The 14,850-nt window shown below is 57.4% G+C and carries 9 protein-coding genes; 4 read left to right on the top strand and 5 right to left on the bottom strand.

All coding sequences use genetic code 11. The features are described from left to right. Positions 1 to 7: 7 nt before the first annotated feature. Positions 8 to 2,416, bottom strand: coding sequence for an FtsK/SpoIIIE family DNA translocase (locus EH31_RS14345; protein WP_034961578.1), 2,409 nt, complete (start codon positions 2,414 to 2,416; stop codon positions 8 to 10). A gap of 76 nt (positions 2,417 to 2,492) precedes the next feature. Continuing rightward, on the bottom strand, positions 2,493 to 3,005 hold the full coding sequence (locus EH31_RS14340) for a thiamine phosphate synthase (RefSeq protein ID WP_241765944.1): 513 nt from the start codon (positions 3,003 to 3,005) through the stop codon (positions 2,493 to 2,495). A gap of 44 nt (positions 3,006 to 3,049) precedes the next feature. Between EH31_RS14340 and EH31_RS14335 the strand changes: the two genes are divergently transcribed. Further along, the gene (locus EH31_RS14335) at positions 3,050 to 3,724 is read left to right on the top strand and encodes a YggS family pyridoxal phosphate-dependent enzyme (protein WP_034961574.1); all 675 of its coding nucleotides are present in this window, start codon (positions 3,050 to 3,052) and stop codon (positions 3,722 to 3,724) included. After that, positions 3,721 to 4,176 (top strand): hypothetical protein, encoded by a 456-nt coding sequence (locus EH31_RS14330; protein WP_034961572.1) that lies wholly within the window; start codon positions 3,721 to 3,723, stop codon positions 4,174 to 4,176. Before EH31_RS14335 ends, EH31_RS14330 begins: the two co-directional genes overlap by 4 nt. Before the next feature lie 82 nt (positions 4,177 to 4,258). Here the strand turns inward: EH31_RS14330 and EH31_RS14325 are convergent, their stop codons facing one another. The 3 genes from EH31_RS14325 to EH31_RS14315 all read right to left on the bottom strand — a co-directional run bounded on the left by EH31_RS14325 (position 4,259) and on the right by EH31_RS14315 (position 11,644). After that, the gene (locus EH31_RS14325) at positions 4,259 to 6,982 is read right to left on the bottom strand and encodes a TonB-dependent receptor plug domain-containing protein (RefSeq protein ID WP_051699300.1); all 2,724 of its coding nucleotides are present in this window, start codon (positions 6,980 to 6,982) and stop codon (positions 4,259 to 4,261) included. A 132-nt stretch (positions 6,983 to 7,114) separates the two neighbouring features. Further along, entirely contained in the window at positions 7,115 to 9,889 is a 2,775-nt protein-coding gene (locus tag EH31_RS14320; RefSeq protein ID WP_034961570.1) for a [protein-PII] uridylyltransferase, read from the bottom strand. A 33-nt stretch (positions 9,890 to 9,922) separates the two neighbouring features. Continuing rightward, complete coding sequence (locus EH31_RS14315; RefSeq protein ID WP_034961565.1) at positions 9,923 to 11,644, bottom strand: class I adenylate-forming enzyme family protein; 1,722 nt, start codon at positions 11,642 to 11,644, stop codon at positions 9,923 to 9,925. A gap of 239 nt (positions 11,645 to 11,883) precedes the next feature. Between EH31_RS14315 and lgt the strand changes: the two genes are divergently transcribed. Together lgt and EH31_RS18105 are read left to right on the top strand one after the other, a co-directional pair. Next, a complete protein-coding gene (gene lgt / locus EH31_RS14310) occupies positions 11,884 to 12,819 on the top strand; it encodes a prolipoprotein diacylglyceryl transferase (protein WP_422110931.1) in 936 nt (311 codons plus the stop codon). Then, positions 12,723 to 14,834, top strand: a complete 2,112-nt coding sequence (locus tag EH31_RS18105) for a class I SAM-dependent methyltransferase (RefSeq protein ID WP_338390487.1) — start codon at positions 12,723 to 12,725, stop codon at positions 14,832 to 14,834. The genes lgt and EH31_RS18105 overlap by 97 nt, the downstream gene beginning before the upstream one ends. Positions 14,835 to 14,850: the final 16 nt, after the last annotated feature.

The following is a 14,850-nucleotide window of genomic DNA, read 5'->3' as shown; positions in this document are numbered from 1 at the left end:
CGCTCCCTTAGAGCGGATTGCCGTCCTGGTCCCGGAAAATCTCGCGGCGGCCCACGTGGTTTGCAGGACCGACCAATCCTTCGCTCTCCATCCGCTCGATCCACTTTGCCGCGGTGTTGTATCCGACGCCCATCTGGCGCTGAAGCCACGATCCGCTCGCCTTCTGGTTCTCGATGACGATCTGGCAGGCCTGGCGATATTTGCGCTCTTCCGGATTGTCGGACGCGGTGAGTTCATCCTCGAAGTTCAAACCGCCGCCGTCTTCGGGTTCTTCGGTCACGGCATCGACATATTCAGGCGCGCCCTGGGCCCGCCAGAAATCGGCGACTGCCTCGACCTCGTCATCACTGACAAAAGGTCCGTGGACGCGCACGGTTGCTCCGGTGTTGGGCTTGTAAAGCATATCGCCTTTGCCCAGCAGCTGTTCCGAACCTTGCTCGCCCAGAATGGTGCGGCTGTCGATGCGGCTGGTGACCTTAAAGCTGATCCGCGTGGGCAGGTTTGCTTTGATAACGCCGGTGATGACATCGACCGAAGGACGCTGCGTCGCCATGATGAGGTGGATGCCCGCGGCCCGTGATTTTTGCGACAGACGCTGGATCAGGATTTCGATCTCCTTGCCCACGGTTACCATCAGATCGGCAAGCTCATCGACGATCAGAACGATCTGCGGCAGGGGTGCGTAATCGAGCTGTTCTTCTTCATACAGCTGCTCGCCCGTATCAGGGTCAAAACCGGTTTGAACGCGGCGGCCCAAAGGCTTGCCCTTGGCGATAGCGCTGCGCACCTTTTCGTTGAAGCCACTGAGGTTACGTGAGTTGATCGAGCTCATCATCCGATAGCGGCGCTCCATCTCTTCAACCGCCCATTTAAGCGCGCGCACCGATTTGTGCGGCTCTGTCACCACGGGGGAAAGGAGGTGGGGGATATCGTCGTAGGTCTTAAGCTCAAGCACCTTGGGATCGATCAGGATCAGGCGGCATTCCTCTGGAGTAAACCGGTAGAGCAGCGACATCAGGATGCAGTTGAGGCCCACCGATTTACCCGAACCCGTGGTCCCCGCGACCAGCAAGTGAGGCATAGCGGCAAGGTCTGCGACAATCGGTTCGCCTGCGATATCCTTGCCCAGAATGATCGGCAGCGCGCCCTTGCTCTCGGCAAAGTCTGCGCACGCCGCTAGTTCTTTCAAAACCACCATCTGGCGGTCTTTGTTGGGAAGCTCGATGCCCATCACGGTCTTGCCGGGGATTGGGGAGACGCGCGCCGAAATCGCGCTCATATTGCGGGCGATGTCCTCGGCAAGGCCCACGACGCGGCTCGCCTTGATGCCCGGCGCTGGCTCCAGCTCGTACATGGTGACCACAGGGCCGGTGCGAACCGCCGTAATCTCGCCTTTCACGTTGAAATCATCGAGCACGTTTTCAAGCAGGCGCGCATTGCGCTCCAACGCCAGCTTATCAAGCTTGGGCGCGGTATCCTCTGGCGGATCGGTCAGCAGATCAAGGCTGGGAAGCTCGTAATTTGCGAACATATCGCGCTGGTTTTTCTTCGTCGCCGGATTAGCCCGCTTGGGAGGCGCGGAGGGATCGGTGATTTCTGGCGAGCGGCGCGGCGCGGGCTCTGCCTTTGGTTCGATGATTTCGGCCTTTTTACCGCGCCGTGCCTTTGTCGCAGGGGCGGCGGTTTCGTCGTCGTCATCGGCGAAGGTGAGCGCGCGCTCTCCACTGCGGAGGAAAGGAATGCGCGAGAAAACCGCACTGCCAATCGCAGAATTGCGCACAAAATTGGGCAGGGTCAAAAGCAGACGCCAATCGATGGCGAAAACGCGAGTGAGCAAGGTTGTGCCAGCAGCAAGGCAAACAAGCGCTGCGACCAGCGTGATCCATCCCGATGCGCTTTCGCCGAAACGCGAGGCGACCGCTTCAATCCCGGTGCCCCCCAAAAGGCCGGAAACACCCCCCAATTGCGCAGGCAAAGACCCGGTGCTCGTATCAAACGCCAACGATAAGACGGTGCCCAATAGCACGATTGCGATCAGCAAAAGCCCGGTTGGAAGCCACCAGCGGGTGCGCTCGCCTTCCTCTGTGTCCAATTCCACCGCGCGCCACAATTTGCGCGCAGAAATGTAGAGGAGCGGCAGGAGCAACGCGCCAGGCAGGCCAAAGGCAAACAGCACGCGGTCAGCGGCCCACGCACCCCAACTGCCCATCCAATTGCTGACCTGCGCAGGGTCCGCTGCGGTCGAGGGGCTCGGATCGGTTTGCGTATAGCTTGCCAGGGCAAGCCCCAAGAACACCATGCCTGCCAAAAGCACGCCTGCGCCGGTCATCTGCGCCGCGCGCCGGATGGAACGGCGAAGGCCAATGCGCCAGTCTGCTTGTGCCTGCTTTCGGGTGCTCACTGCTCGGGTCGCCATGGGGCGTTCTCATCATTGGAAGGTCAGGTAGAACACACCATGAATCCTCAGAGGACTCCGGTCAAGCAAAGAGCGGCTAGCTGAGCCCGTCAATCGCCGCCCATCTGGGCCAATTGAGAGTGTGGGCGCGTTCCTTTGTCATACCCCCAAGGGCAATGACCGGCGCGCTGGAATGCTGTGCCAGCAGGCGAAATCGAGCAGGTCCAAGCACCTCTCCTCCGGGATGCGAATTGGTGGGGAAGATCGGCGATAGCAGCACGCCGTCCGGACCTAATCGGTTCGCAAGGCCCAGTTCGGCCAGATTGTGGGCGGTGGCCAAGTGCAACAGCCCCTCGCGCCTTGGCCAAAGCGAGCGCGGGCTTCCATAGATGCCGTCTGCGCCCCATTCCTTAGCCGTGATCGCGCTGTCAGACAGGATGACCGTATGCTGACACGCCTTGGCCACATGGCGAAGTTTGCGAAACCGCTCCCACCGTTGTGGATCGCCCAAATGGTAGTGGCGGTAAATAAACCCGCTTCCACGCGGCAGGCGATAAAGCGCACGCTCTAACCTTGCGTCATTGCGCTTGTCAGAGATCAGCCAAATCATCGGGAGAGTTGAGTTTCGCATGGCTTAGCTATAGCGGCTCTCCCATGGAAAGTGCAGCCGACAAACTCGATACAGTCCACGCCAACATCGCGCGTGTGTGCAAGCCGTCGCGGCGTAAGCCAGAAGACGTGATCCTCATCGCGGTCAGTAAAACCCATCCGGTAGAGCGCATCACGCCCTTGCTGGACGCAGGGCACCGCGTCTTTGGTGAAAACCGCGTGGCTGAGGCCCAAAGCAAATGGCCCGCATTGCGTGAAAAATATCCCGATGTGGAACTGCACCTGATCGGTCAGCTTCAGTCCAACAAGGCCGAAGAGGCGGTTGAGCTGTTTGATGTGATCCATTCGCTTGATCGCCCCAGCCTGTTGAAGGCGCTGGTCAAAGCAATGGACAAGACGGGACGCCGTGTTCCGTGTTTTGTGCAGGTGAATATCGGCGATGAAGAGCAAAAGGGCGGCTGCCCGATTGCCGGACTTCCCGAGTTCCTCGCCAAGGTGCGCGAGGCGGGCATTCCGCTGGCAGGGCTAATGTGTTTGCCGCCATCGGGAACAGAGCCAGCGCCTTTCTTCGCTTTCCTTGCAAAGCTTTCCAAGGGCAACGGGTTGGCCGACGAAGCTGCGGGCCTCTCGATGGGGATGAGCGGCGATTATGAAACCGCTGTGCAACTTGGCGCAACGCACATCCGTGTTGGCACCGCTTTGTTTGGTGCGCGTGGATGAACGATAAAGCGCAAAGCTTTATTGCGAAGTGGCAGGCCATTCTGGAAGAGGGCGCGCTCGTCAAATTTGCATATGGCCCGCGCGAGGGACAATCGGGTAATCACTGCGACGTTGCTGACCGATTTGTGCAAACACTGGGTCTTAAAACGATAGGTTTTAACTGGCAGCTGCTTGATGCGGGCGCGCCCAAAGCGGAAACGCGTTCGGGCAAGGGGGAGCTTATCAAGGCATTCACCCAAAACCTTGAAAATCCAAGCCAGCCCTGGCTTTCACGCCGCGAGGGTGAGGCCTGTGCCGATGAGTTCATGGACCTGTTTGATCCTGCCACTCTCATGCTTGTCTCCAACCGCTATGACGGCCTTTGGAACCCGATTGCGGGAGGGGCGACCGAATGGGGGTTCGTGGGCTTTGACGATAAGATGATTGCGCTTTTGCTGCTGGTGGAACGCTAGGCGTCTGCACCAACCCTAAACAAAAAGGGGCGCCTCCATTGCTGGAAGCGCCCCTTTTTTAAAAGGTGCTGTGCTCTAGGGCTTAGATGCCAGCAATAATACCGACGGTCACAAGCGTACCGCGTGGGTCGTGGACCCGGCTGTCGAAGCCGCCATTGGTCGCAACGCGCGGTGCGGTCACACCGAACAGGTTGCGCACACCGGCCGTCAGCCGCAGTTGGTTGTTCATGTCGAGCACCTCAGCCAGATCGAGCGAGTATTGCGCGTCAACGCGGAAGTCGCTGTCGATATCAGCGCCGCCATTCTGGTCATCGAGATAGCTATCGATGTAACGGCCAAACACGTTGAACGAGTGTGCGCCCGCTGCGATTTGGAGCCCAGCGTTGAATCGCAGTTCCGGAGTTGGTGAACCAAAGTTGGTGAAGTTGCGGTTGCCCGCACCATTAATCACTGGCCCGTTCACAGACGTTTGCAGATCGTAGTTGAAGACGTAGTTGCCCTCAATGCTTGGCGTGATCGTGAACGCACCCACATCAGCGCGGTACCGCATCAGGAAGTCGAGGCCCGATGTCTCAACGCTAGCTGCGTTCACATAACCGTTGTTGACCTGAATGATCGTGCCAGCCGGACTACGGATGATGTTCGGAGCGTTTGGATCTGCATTGATCAGTTCCTGAGGCGCCGTTTGAACGATCGCATCGTCAAACTCGAAGTTATAGTAGTCAGCGGTGATTTCCAGACCGGGCACAGGCTCTAGAGTGAAGCCCAGGTTGTAGGCGGTCGACGTTTCCGGGGTCAGGTTCGGGTTGCCCACTGCACGGATAGCAGCAAAGACGTTGCCGCCTGCGTTGTTCGGATCTGACACCTGTTGAAGCGTCGTTGACTGGCCCACCAACTGGAAGGTGGATGGCGCACGGAACGAGGTCGAGAAAGACCCGCGCAGCGAGATCCAGTCGGCTGGACGTGCCAGAAGTGCGATCTTCGGATCAAGCGTATCGCCGCCATCGATGCCGTAATCTTCGTAACGAAGGGCCAGTTGGAGATCGAGCCAGTCGGTGATCGGTGCGTTGGCTTCACCAAAGACCGCATAGACGCTTTGCGAACCGCTAAAGGGCTGTTCGCCGATCAGGAAGGCAAAACCATCAGCTGCTGTGATACTGTCAAACCGCGCACCAATCGACTGGTTGCGGTATTGAACGCCAAGCGCAACGCCAACGGGACCCGATGGCAGTTCAAACAAATCGCCTGAGAAGAATGCCTCACCAACGAACAATTCAGAACCGCGGTCTGCAGTTGAGAATTCCGTCACGTAATCGAGCAATGCCGCATTGGCATTTGTTCCACCCGCCAGGGCGGTTGCGAATGGGTTAAAGAAGGTCCCGTTAGCCGGAATGGTCGCCTGATTTGCATTCAGGAACGCGTTTTGCGCCGTACAATCAAGCCCTGTTGCAGCGTTGAATGCTGGAACTGCGTTGAAGCCGCGAAGCGCACAGGCGAATCGATCGCGCACTGTGTCTTCGGTCATGGTGGTGAAGTTGTTCTCGGCATAGGTGAAGCTTACGTTCCAAAGACCATTGGCCAGGAACCCTTCGAAATCACCTTCGACTTCAGTCGAGAAGCGGAATGTTTCACTTTCGGTAAACTGTGGTGAAACATCACCCCCTGTGCCGCTTGCACGGCCGAGGAAGACTACATTCGCGCCGAAGATATTGTTCGGGTTGAATGATGGGACAACGGCCTGACCAAGTTGCAGGAACGGGAAGGTCGGCGAGTTACCGCGTTGCGCTTCGTTATCGGCATAGCCGAATTCAGCAGACCAGCGGATCGAATCCGACAGATCAGCATTGGCCGACACGAATACGGTCAAACGCTCTTCTTCGGGCACGAGGTTGAAGAATTCGCCAAAGTCAAACCCGCAAAAACCAATGCCAGCAGGCAGAAGAGGTACTGCTGCTGCGCTTGCAGGAAGTGGAGTTCCGCCCGCATCGGCACAGCCTGGGTCAAGCGTTGGTGCACCGGCAGGCGCTCCTGGAACGCCGATGAATGCGCCGGGGTTACCAAGGATCGAGGTGTCATCCGCAGGCACCGAAAGGCGGCGCTCTGCCGTGGTCAAAGGTGAGCGGTCGACATAGCTGACGGCAGCCATCAGGTTCACACCGCCAAGCTCAACGCCGGCAAGCGCTTGAATGTTGTATTCGGAATAATCACCGCGGCTGGTGTGGTCGGTAAATTCGCCCGACACGGTGACGCCCTCGTAATTTTCGCGGGTGATAAAGTTTACAACACCTGCAACAGCGTCAGAACCATATAGCGATGATGCGCCATCCTTGAGGATTTCAACACGGTCCACAGCGATCAGCGGGACGAGCGATGCGGTGTCGACGAAGTTGATGCCATCATTGGTCGGACCTGATGAAAGCGTCTGGCGCTTGCCATTGAGCAGGATCAAGGTCGAGGCAACACCAAGACCGCGAAGGTTGATGTTTGACGTGCCGGTTGTTCCGCCTTGGGTGAAGGCATCAGGGTTGTTTTGCGCACCGGTGTTGATGGTCAGCGTTTGCGTTACATCTGCAATGTTCTGCGCGCCGATATCGGAAATGCTCTCGCTTCCGATGGTTGCCAATGGCGATGCAAGGTCAGCTTGCGATTGGCGGCGAATGCGAGAACCGGTGACGAGGATTGTGTTTCCTTCATCTTCCGAGGCAGCAGTATCAACGTCATTGTCTTGTGCCAAAGCAGCCTGAGGGGCCATGGCCATTCCGGCACCCAAAAGTGCCAACGCGCTAAGCGAAGTGAAGGAACGCATATATCTCTCCGTATTTAGGTTCTCTTGGCGAAACCCATTTAGGGGGGAAGGTCGCGTTACAACCCATGTCCGACGAAAAACAGTCCTAAAGCGACGAGATGTAACAAAACTCGCACAATATTGGCAATTTGGTCACACTTTTTCGAGTTCCAGCTGTCTCTCGTCGCTCGACGCTTGGAGAAGTACCGCCTCAATTTCGGCCAAACGCTGGGGCGAGGTTACTTTGCTGCCGGTTAGGTCAGTCACATAAAATGTGTCGGCCGCGCTTTCGCCATAGGCCGTGATGTGGGCCGATTGAACAATCAGATTGCAGGTAAAAAGCCCATGCGCGAGCCGGTTGAGAAGAGCAGGCCTGTCGCGCGCTGTCACTTCGATCACAGTGAAGTGGTTTGACGCCTTGTTGTCGAAGTTGACGGTTGGAGCGACCGCAAAGGCTTTGGCCCTTGAATGAGGAAGGGGCCGGGCTGCCAGTTTGGGGACCAGTTCGACCCTCGCAAACAAGGCATCATGGATGCCCTTTTTGAGCCGCGCGATTTGGGCATCCTCCCCGAATGGCCCATTATTCAGGTCCTGCACGAGAAAATTGTCGATCGCATAGCCGTTGGCGGCCGTATGAATGCGCGCATCAATAATGTTGGCGCCCGCCAAATGGATGCCGCCTGCGATGCGATAGAAAAGCCCCGGGTGGTCGCCTGCAATGACGCTAACCAGTGTGGCGCCGCGTTCTTCATCAACTTCGCAGTGAATTGAAAGCTGTTCCTTCAGCCTGCGCGCCTCTTCATATTGGATAAGGTTCTTGGCGATGATGTCTTCAGGTTCCGCAATCCAATACGCATCAGCCAGAAGGTCGCCCACTTCGGCGGCAAGATAGGCTTTGTCACCCAGGAGTTCGCTCACCGCAGCCTTGCGGTCTGCGACGCGGTGTTCGCGCCCGCTGCGTTTGTGCCCAAGCCGCAGACGCTCTTGTGCCGCATCATAAAGCTCGCCAATCAACTGCCCCTTCCAGCTGTTCCACGTGCCAGGGCCAACGGCGCGAATATCGACACAGGTCAGGATGGCGAGATTGCGCAGCCGCTCAACCGACTTCACTTCGGCGACAAAATCCTCAATCGTCTTGGGGTCGGTAAGATCGCGTTTTTGCGCGGTTGAGCTCATCAACAAGTGGTGCAGGATCAGCCATGCGACCAGATCGGTTTCTTTCTGGTCGAGCCCAAAGCGCGGACACAGCTTGTACGCTATCTCAGCGCCAATGACCGAGTGATCTCCGCCGCGCCCTTTGCCGATATCGTGGAGCAGCACCGCCACATAAAGTGCGCGCCGTGAGCTCACCTTGTGGATCTGTTTGGTCGCACGCGGGTGATCGCCTTCAAGAAGGCCGCGCTCAATCTGGCTTAGAAGACCGATCGCGCGAATGGTGTGCTCATCCACTGTATAGTGGTGATACATGTCGAACTGCATTTGAGCGTTCACGCGGCCAAAATCAGGCACGAAGCGGCCAAAAACGCCCGCCTCATTCATCCACCGAAGCGCGCTTTCAGGGTCTTTGCGCCCGCACAAAACGTCGAGGAAAAGCGCATTGGCATGAGGGTCAGATTTGATGGCCCTGTCGATCAGCTTTGCATCGCGGTTCGCCTGCCGCATTGTCTCCGGGTGAACTTCGACCCCTTGCTCTTCTGCGATCTTGAAAATCTCGATCAAGCGTACGGGGTCCTCGGCAAACCATGCATTGCTCGGAGCTTTGATTTTGCCGCCTTCAATGCTGTAGCCTTTGTGCATGCGCGGTTTGGAAGACCAGCCTGCAAAAAAACCGCTCGCCACGCGCTTCTTTGCCAGTTTCGCATCAAGCTGTGACAAGAATACGCCGGTGAGATGGCCGACGCGCTTGGCTTGCAAAAAGTAGTATTGCATGAAGCGTTCGACCGCGCTTTTGCCTGGACGGTCGGCAAAATTCATGGCTTTGGCGACCTCGCGTTGCAGGTCAAACGTCAAGCGGTCTTCGGCGCGCCGCGTGATCGAATGCATGTGACAGCGCACCGCCAGCAAGAACCCTTCAGCACGGCGAAAGCTGCGGTATTCGCTCTTTGTAAAGAGCCCCACATCCACCAAATCGTTGGCGCTTTCGACGCGGTGCATGAATTTGCCGATCCAATACAGCGTTTGCAGGTCGCGCAGGCCCCCTTTGCCATCTTTGACATTGGGTTCCACCACATAGCGGCTGTCGCCCATGCGTTTGTGGCGCGCGTTTCGTTCTTCCAGTTTCGCGCTGTGGAATTGCCGCTCTTGCCCGTGCACAACTTCGCTCCAGAACCGCTGTCGCAATTCCTCGTAAAGCTCCTGATCCCCCCAGATGAGGCGCGCTTCAAGCAGCGCGGTGCGGATCGTCAAATCCTCTTTCGCCATACGCATCGTATCGCTGATCGTGCGGCTGGATTGGCCCACTTTGAGGCCCAAATCCCACAGCATATAAAGCATCGCCTCGATCACCTGTTCGCACCAAGGTGAGCGCTTCATCGGAGTGATAAAGGCAATGTCGATATCCGATTGCGGTGCCATCTCGGCCCGGCCATACCCGCCCACAGCAAGCACAGAGAGCCGTTCTGCGGTGCTGCGATTGGCGACGGGAAAGACATGGGTCACCACGTAATCATAAATCACACGAACCAATTGATCGGTAAGGAACGCATAGCCAAGCGTGATCTCATGACCTGCTGATGGCTTGTCCTTAAGCCGCTGCTCCAGCTCTGCATGCCCAGCCTCCAGCGCGCGTTTTAGTTCGGCAAGGACGTGGGGGCGGGCCGAATCTGCGAACTCATCGACAAGTCCATCGACCGCAGCGCTAATCGCCCGGCGATCAAAAATTGCCCGTTGGCGTGGGACGCGCCGACTGGATTGAGCCCAGTACGTCATGGCGCGTCCCCCACATCACAAGATGCGAGCGTATCAAGCAGCAGCAGTGACCTGCTCGGTGTAGTGGGCGCGCAGGCTTTTCTTGTCGATCTTCTGCGTACCAAGGCGGGGAAGTGCTTCATTGACCACCCAGATATGCTCTTCAAGCGGAACCTTGAAGGGGGCGATATGCGAAAGCAGGAATTCGCGCAGGTCCGCCGCCGACATCGCATCGCGGCCTTCTTTCACGTTGAAGACCGCTGCTGGCACTTCGCCCATGCGTTCATCCGGCAGACCAAAGACCGAACATTCGGCGATATCGTTGTGCGCGTAGATCGCGTCCTCCACCTCGATACAGGTGATATTCTCACCGCCGCGGATGATGATGTCCTTCTTGCGGTCAACGATATAAAGATAACCATCTTCGTCGAGATAGCCGAGGTCACCGGTGCGGAAATACTGGTCGTCGGTAAAGGCGGCATTGGTCGCCTCTTCATTGCGCCAATAGCCGCGGAAATTGGCAACCGAGCGGATGCAAACCTCGCCAACGCCGCCTTGCGCGACAGGGTTGCCATCGTCGTCAAGGATCGCAAGATCCACCAGCGGCTTGGAGGCTTTGCCGGTCGAATTGGGCTTTGCGAGGTAGTTTTCGTTGAAGTTACCGCAGCCCACCGCATTGGTTTCGGTAAGGCCGTATCCCAGAAGCGGAAAGCCGCCTGGCAGGGCTTCTTTGATGCGGGTGACGTGCTCCACCGGACGCGGCGCGCCGCCAGCGGCAAAGCTCTTGCACGCTGAAAGGTCGTAATCCTTCAAGTCAGGGTGCGTGGCGATTTCATAGCTCATCAGCGGAACACCGACGAAATAGGTGACCTTCTCTTTGTCCATCAACTGGATCGCGTGGAGCGCATCCCATTTCGGCATCAGGACAAGCTTGCGCGCAATTGCATAGGATTGCAGGAACAGCGGAATAGCGCCGGTCACGTGGAACAGCGGCACAGCGACCAGAGCACATGGCTGCGCGCTCATGTCTTCGCCTCTGCCTTCCATCAGGAGTTTGGCCATCGCGCTTTGCGCAACGTAATTCATCACCCCTGAGACAACGCCCAAGTGGTCAGAATAAGCGCCCTTGGAATTGCCGGTTGAACCCGAGGTGTAAAGAATGGTGGCAAGGTCATCTGGTCCAATTTGACCAAGCATCGCCATCGCAGCAGATGCCTCAAAACTTGTCGGAGCGCGCCAGACGTTCGATAGGCCTTCATGCGGCGCGTTGTGGTCCATCATCACCAGCTTTGCCGAATGATCTGTGCCCTCAAGCCGCTTTGCCCGGCCTGCATCGGCAAGTACGATTTTGCACTCAGCAAGGCGAATACCGTAGGCAAGCTCGTCACCTGACCAGAAACCGTTGAGCAGCGTTACGCAGCCACCAGCCATGGCGATGCCCATATAGGCGATCATCCAATTGGCCGAATTGCGCGCCGCAATCCCGATCCGGTCGCCTTTTTCGACGCCGTGATCTTTCACAAGGCTTTCCGTGACACACACAGCTGCCTGATAGGTCTCGCCAAAGGTCAGCCGCAGATCACCGTCAACGATGAAAGGCACATCTTTGTGTTCCTGGCAGAAGTGAGCGAAATAATGCGCCAAAGATGGCGGAGCGGTGGTGAACGCAGGGATTGCCGTGCCGCCGCGATCAATCGGCGTCGTGTGAAACGGCTGACCCTCTTTGGTCAGCTCGGTCATGATTGCGTCAAGGGCATTGTCCAACTCTGTGGCCATGCGGTTCTCTCTCCTCACTTCGCTCTGTTAATCCGAGCGCATTTCGATCCCGCCTATCTGTCAACCTCGGGCAAGCCGAGCAATAGGCCAAATGGCTAAAGTGCCATAATCTTCTGCCAAAGCTTTTGTTCAAGCCCCTTTTCGTAAAGGGCTTGCTGTGCCAAAAGCCAGAAAAATCCATTAGCTGGTAAACACCGGGTGCCGTCAAGGCACGCGCATATCTGTAAGAGGTTCCTTTCGTGCTGTCACTACTTGCTGCAAGCGGCGGCGTTTTGAACTTAGTTGCGGCCAGCAACGGGGTTGATCCGATTTATTGGTCCGATCTTGGGATGCGGCCTTATCTTTTTGAGATCGGCACATTCCAGCTGCGCTTTTATTCGCTCGCTTATCTGATCGGCGTGATCTTTGCCTATTGGCACACGTCAAAGGCGATCAAGACACCCGGCGCCCCTATGGCGCAGCGTCATGCCGACGACCTGTTTTTCTATTGCACGCTTGGTGTGATCCTTGGTGGGCGGCTCGGCTATGCCGCCTTCTATACAGGCGGCAGCACCGGCATCCCAAGCGCCTTCACCGATTTTTCGGGCGAGGGGATGATCAGCTGGAAGCTTTTGCGCATGTGGGACGGGGGAATGAGCTTTCACGGCGGCGTCCTTGGTGTGCTAGCCGCGATTGCGTGGGTGACATGGCGCGATAAACTGAACTTCCTGCGCGTCTTTGACTACGTCGTTGTCAGCATTCCGATGGGTATGCTGCTTGGCCGTCTTGCCAATTTCAACAATGGTGAATTGTGGGGCAGGGCCAGCGATGTGCCTTGGGCGATGGTGTTCCCGGACGCACGCGCAGGCGAAATCGCGCGCCATCCCAGCCAGCTTTATCAAGCCGGGCTCGAAGGGCTTTTATTGCTTGTCGTCCTGATGCTCTTGTTCTGGAAAACCCGCGCGCGTTTTCGCCCCGGCCTTTTGGTGGGTGTTTTCACCTTTGGCATGGGCTGTGCGCGCTTCTTCAACGAATTTTTCCGCGAACCTGATGAACAATTGGCTGACTTGGTGGTGCAAACTGGTCTATCTATGGGCCAATGGCTAAGCATACCGCTCATAGTGACTGGATTGATTGTCGTGATCTACGCGATGACCCGCAAACCGGTGGGGACCGGAGCGCCGCAAGCGGCGTAAAAACCGGCCTTGGCGTTATCACGCTGCGCACACAGCGTTGCGCTCCGTTGCAACTGATCGAGCCGGACGGCACCGTCACCAAGGTACCGGTTGATACGCCCCCTACGCAGCAGCCCGCCAAGAAAAACCCGCCTCGCAAAGGCAGGCCCCCTGCTGATGCGGAAGCAGCGACCCTCGCTAAGCTTCTGAAAGAGGAAGAAGAAGCGCGCATCGCCGAAGAGACGGCGCTTGCGGCGAGAGCGCTCGAAGACAAAAAGCAGCGCGAAGAAGAGCAAGAGAAGCGCCGCAAAGAGGCTGAGGCCAAAGCCAAGCAGAAGGCAGAAGAAAAAGCGCGTTCCGAAGCGGAGCGGATAGCCAAGCAAGAGGCGCAGGCGGCGGCCCAGGCCAAGGCTGAGGCGGAGGCGAAAGCTCGCGCGCTGGCAGAGGCTAGGGCCAAGCAAGAGGCCGAGGACAAGGCGCTCGCCGAAGCGGAAAGAAAAGCGCAGGAGGAAGCTGCTCGTAAGGCAGCAGCAGAAGCCGAAGCGCGTGCGAAAGCTGAGGCAGAAGCCAAAGCGCGCAAGGAAGCCGAGGCTAAGGCGCCAGCAGAGGCCAAAGCTGTAGCAGAGGCCAAAGCCAAAGCAGCAGCCGAGGCCAAGGTAAAGGCCGAAGCAGAGGCGAAAGCCAAAGCTGAAGCAGAAAAGAAAGCAAAGCTGGAGGCTGAGAAAAAGGCCAAGGCTGAGGCAGAGGCGACAGCAGCGGCCAAAGCCAAAGCAGAAGCAGAAGCAAAGAAGAAGCGTGAGGCCGAAGAAAAGGCGCGGATAGCGGCTGAGAAGAAAGCCAAAGAGGAAGCCGAAAAGGCAGAACAGGCTCGCCAGAAGGCGGAAGCTGAGGCGAGGAAAAAAGCGCTCGCAGCGCAAAAGGCTGAGGAAAAGGCCAAAGAGAAAGCGCGCAAAAAAGCCGAAGCCAAAGCGCTCGAAGAGGCCGCCGAAAAAGCAAAGAACCTTGGCCAGACCTTCCGCCGCCTGATCCGCGAGACAGGGCCCATCAGCCTTGCGCATTACATGGCAGAGAGCAACGCGCGCTATTACACCAGCCGCGATCCCTTGGGCGAGGAAGGCGATTTTATAACAGCGCCCGAGGTGAGCCAGATGTTCGGCGAGCTTATTGGCCTGTGGTTTGCCGATCTTTGGGTGAAAATGGGTGGGCGCAAACACATCCATTTTGTTGAGCTTGGGCCAGGGCGCGGAACTTTGAGTCAAGACGCGCTACGCACCGCTGCCCGTTATGATTTTGCACCCAAGCTGCATTTTGTTGAGACCTCACCAGCGCTTCGTAAAATTCAGCGCGAGGCATTTCCCGATGTCATCCATCACGATGACCTCTCAACCCTGCCCGATGACGCGCCGCTTTTGATTGTGGCAAATGAATTCTTCGATGCGCTGCCGATCCATCAGCTCATCCGTTCTGCCGATGGCTGGCACGAACGCATGGTGGGGCTTGAGGGTGACGACTTCATATTTGTCGCAGGCGACAAGCCGATGGATGCGATCGTGCCCAAAGGTTGGAAAAGCGCAAGCCAGGGCACGATGATCGAAACCAGCGCTGCGGCCTCGACATTGATGGCGGAGATTGCCTCGCGTCTCAAAAATCAGGGCGGGGCTGCGCTTGTCATCGATTATGGCCCGTTTGAGGCGCGTTCGGGTTCAACACTGCAGGCTTTGAAATCCCATGAAAAGGTCGATGTGTTCGATTTCCCTGGCCAAGCCGACCTTACCGCCCACGTCGACTTTGAGATGCTCAAAGATGTCGCCGGTGCAAATGGCGCCGATGTGATGGGCGTCCAAATGCAGGGCGAATGGCTGCGCCAGATGGGCATTGATGTGCGCATGGAAGCGCTCCAGCGGCAAAACCCGGGCGAGGCGGACAAGATAAAACGGCAATATGACCGCTTGGTTGGTGATGGCCAGATGGGGCTGTTGTTCAAGGTTCTTGGCATTTGCGGGCGAAGGTGGCCCGATGGCGTTGGGTTTGACTGACTGTAACTTTTGCCCC

The organism is Erythrobacter longus, from assembly GCF_000715015.1.
Taxonomy (GTDB): domain Bacteria; phylum Pseudomonadota; class Alphaproteobacteria; order Sphingomonadales; family Sphingomonadaceae; genus Erythrobacter; species Erythrobacter longus.
This window is presented reverse-complemented; position numbering and strand designations above follow the sequence as displayed.

What these genes read in the sequence shown, in the direction of transcription:
- EH31_RS14325 (WP_051699300.1), bottom strand. Translation starts at nt 6,982, where the DNA reads ATGCGTTCCTTCACTTCGCTTAGCGCGTTGGCACTTTTGGGTGCCGGA.
- EH31_RS14315 (WP_034961565.1), bottom strand. Translation starts at nt 11,644, where the DNA reads ATGGCCACAGAGTTGGACAATGCCCTTGACGCAATCATGACCGAGCTG.
- EH31_RS14335 (WP_034961574.1), top strand. Translation starts at nt 3,050, where the DNA reads ATGGAAAGTGCAGCCGACAAACTCGATACAGTCCACGCCAACATCGCG.
- EH31_RS18105 (WP_338390487.1), top strand. Translation starts at nt 12,723, where the DNA reads ATGGCTAAGCATACCGCTCATAGTGACTGGATTGATTGTCGTGATCTA.
- EH31_RS14330 (WP_034961572.1), top strand. Translation starts at nt 3,721, where the DNA reads ATGAACGATAAAGCGCAAAGCTTTATTGCGAAGTGGCAGGCCATTCTG.
- EH31_RS14345 (WP_034961578.1), bottom strand. Translation starts at nt 2,416, where the DNA reads ATGGCGACCCGAGCAGTGAGCACCCGAAAGCAGGCACAAGCAGACTGG.
- EH31_RS14340 (WP_241765944.1), bottom strand. Translation starts at nt 3,005, where the DNA reads ATGATTTGGCTGATCTCTGACAAGCGCAATGACGCAAGGTTAGAGCGT.
- EH31_RS14320 (WP_034961570.1), bottom strand. Translation starts at nt 9,889, where the DNA reads ATGACGTACTGGGCTCAATCCAGTCGGCGCGTCCCACGCCAACGGGCA.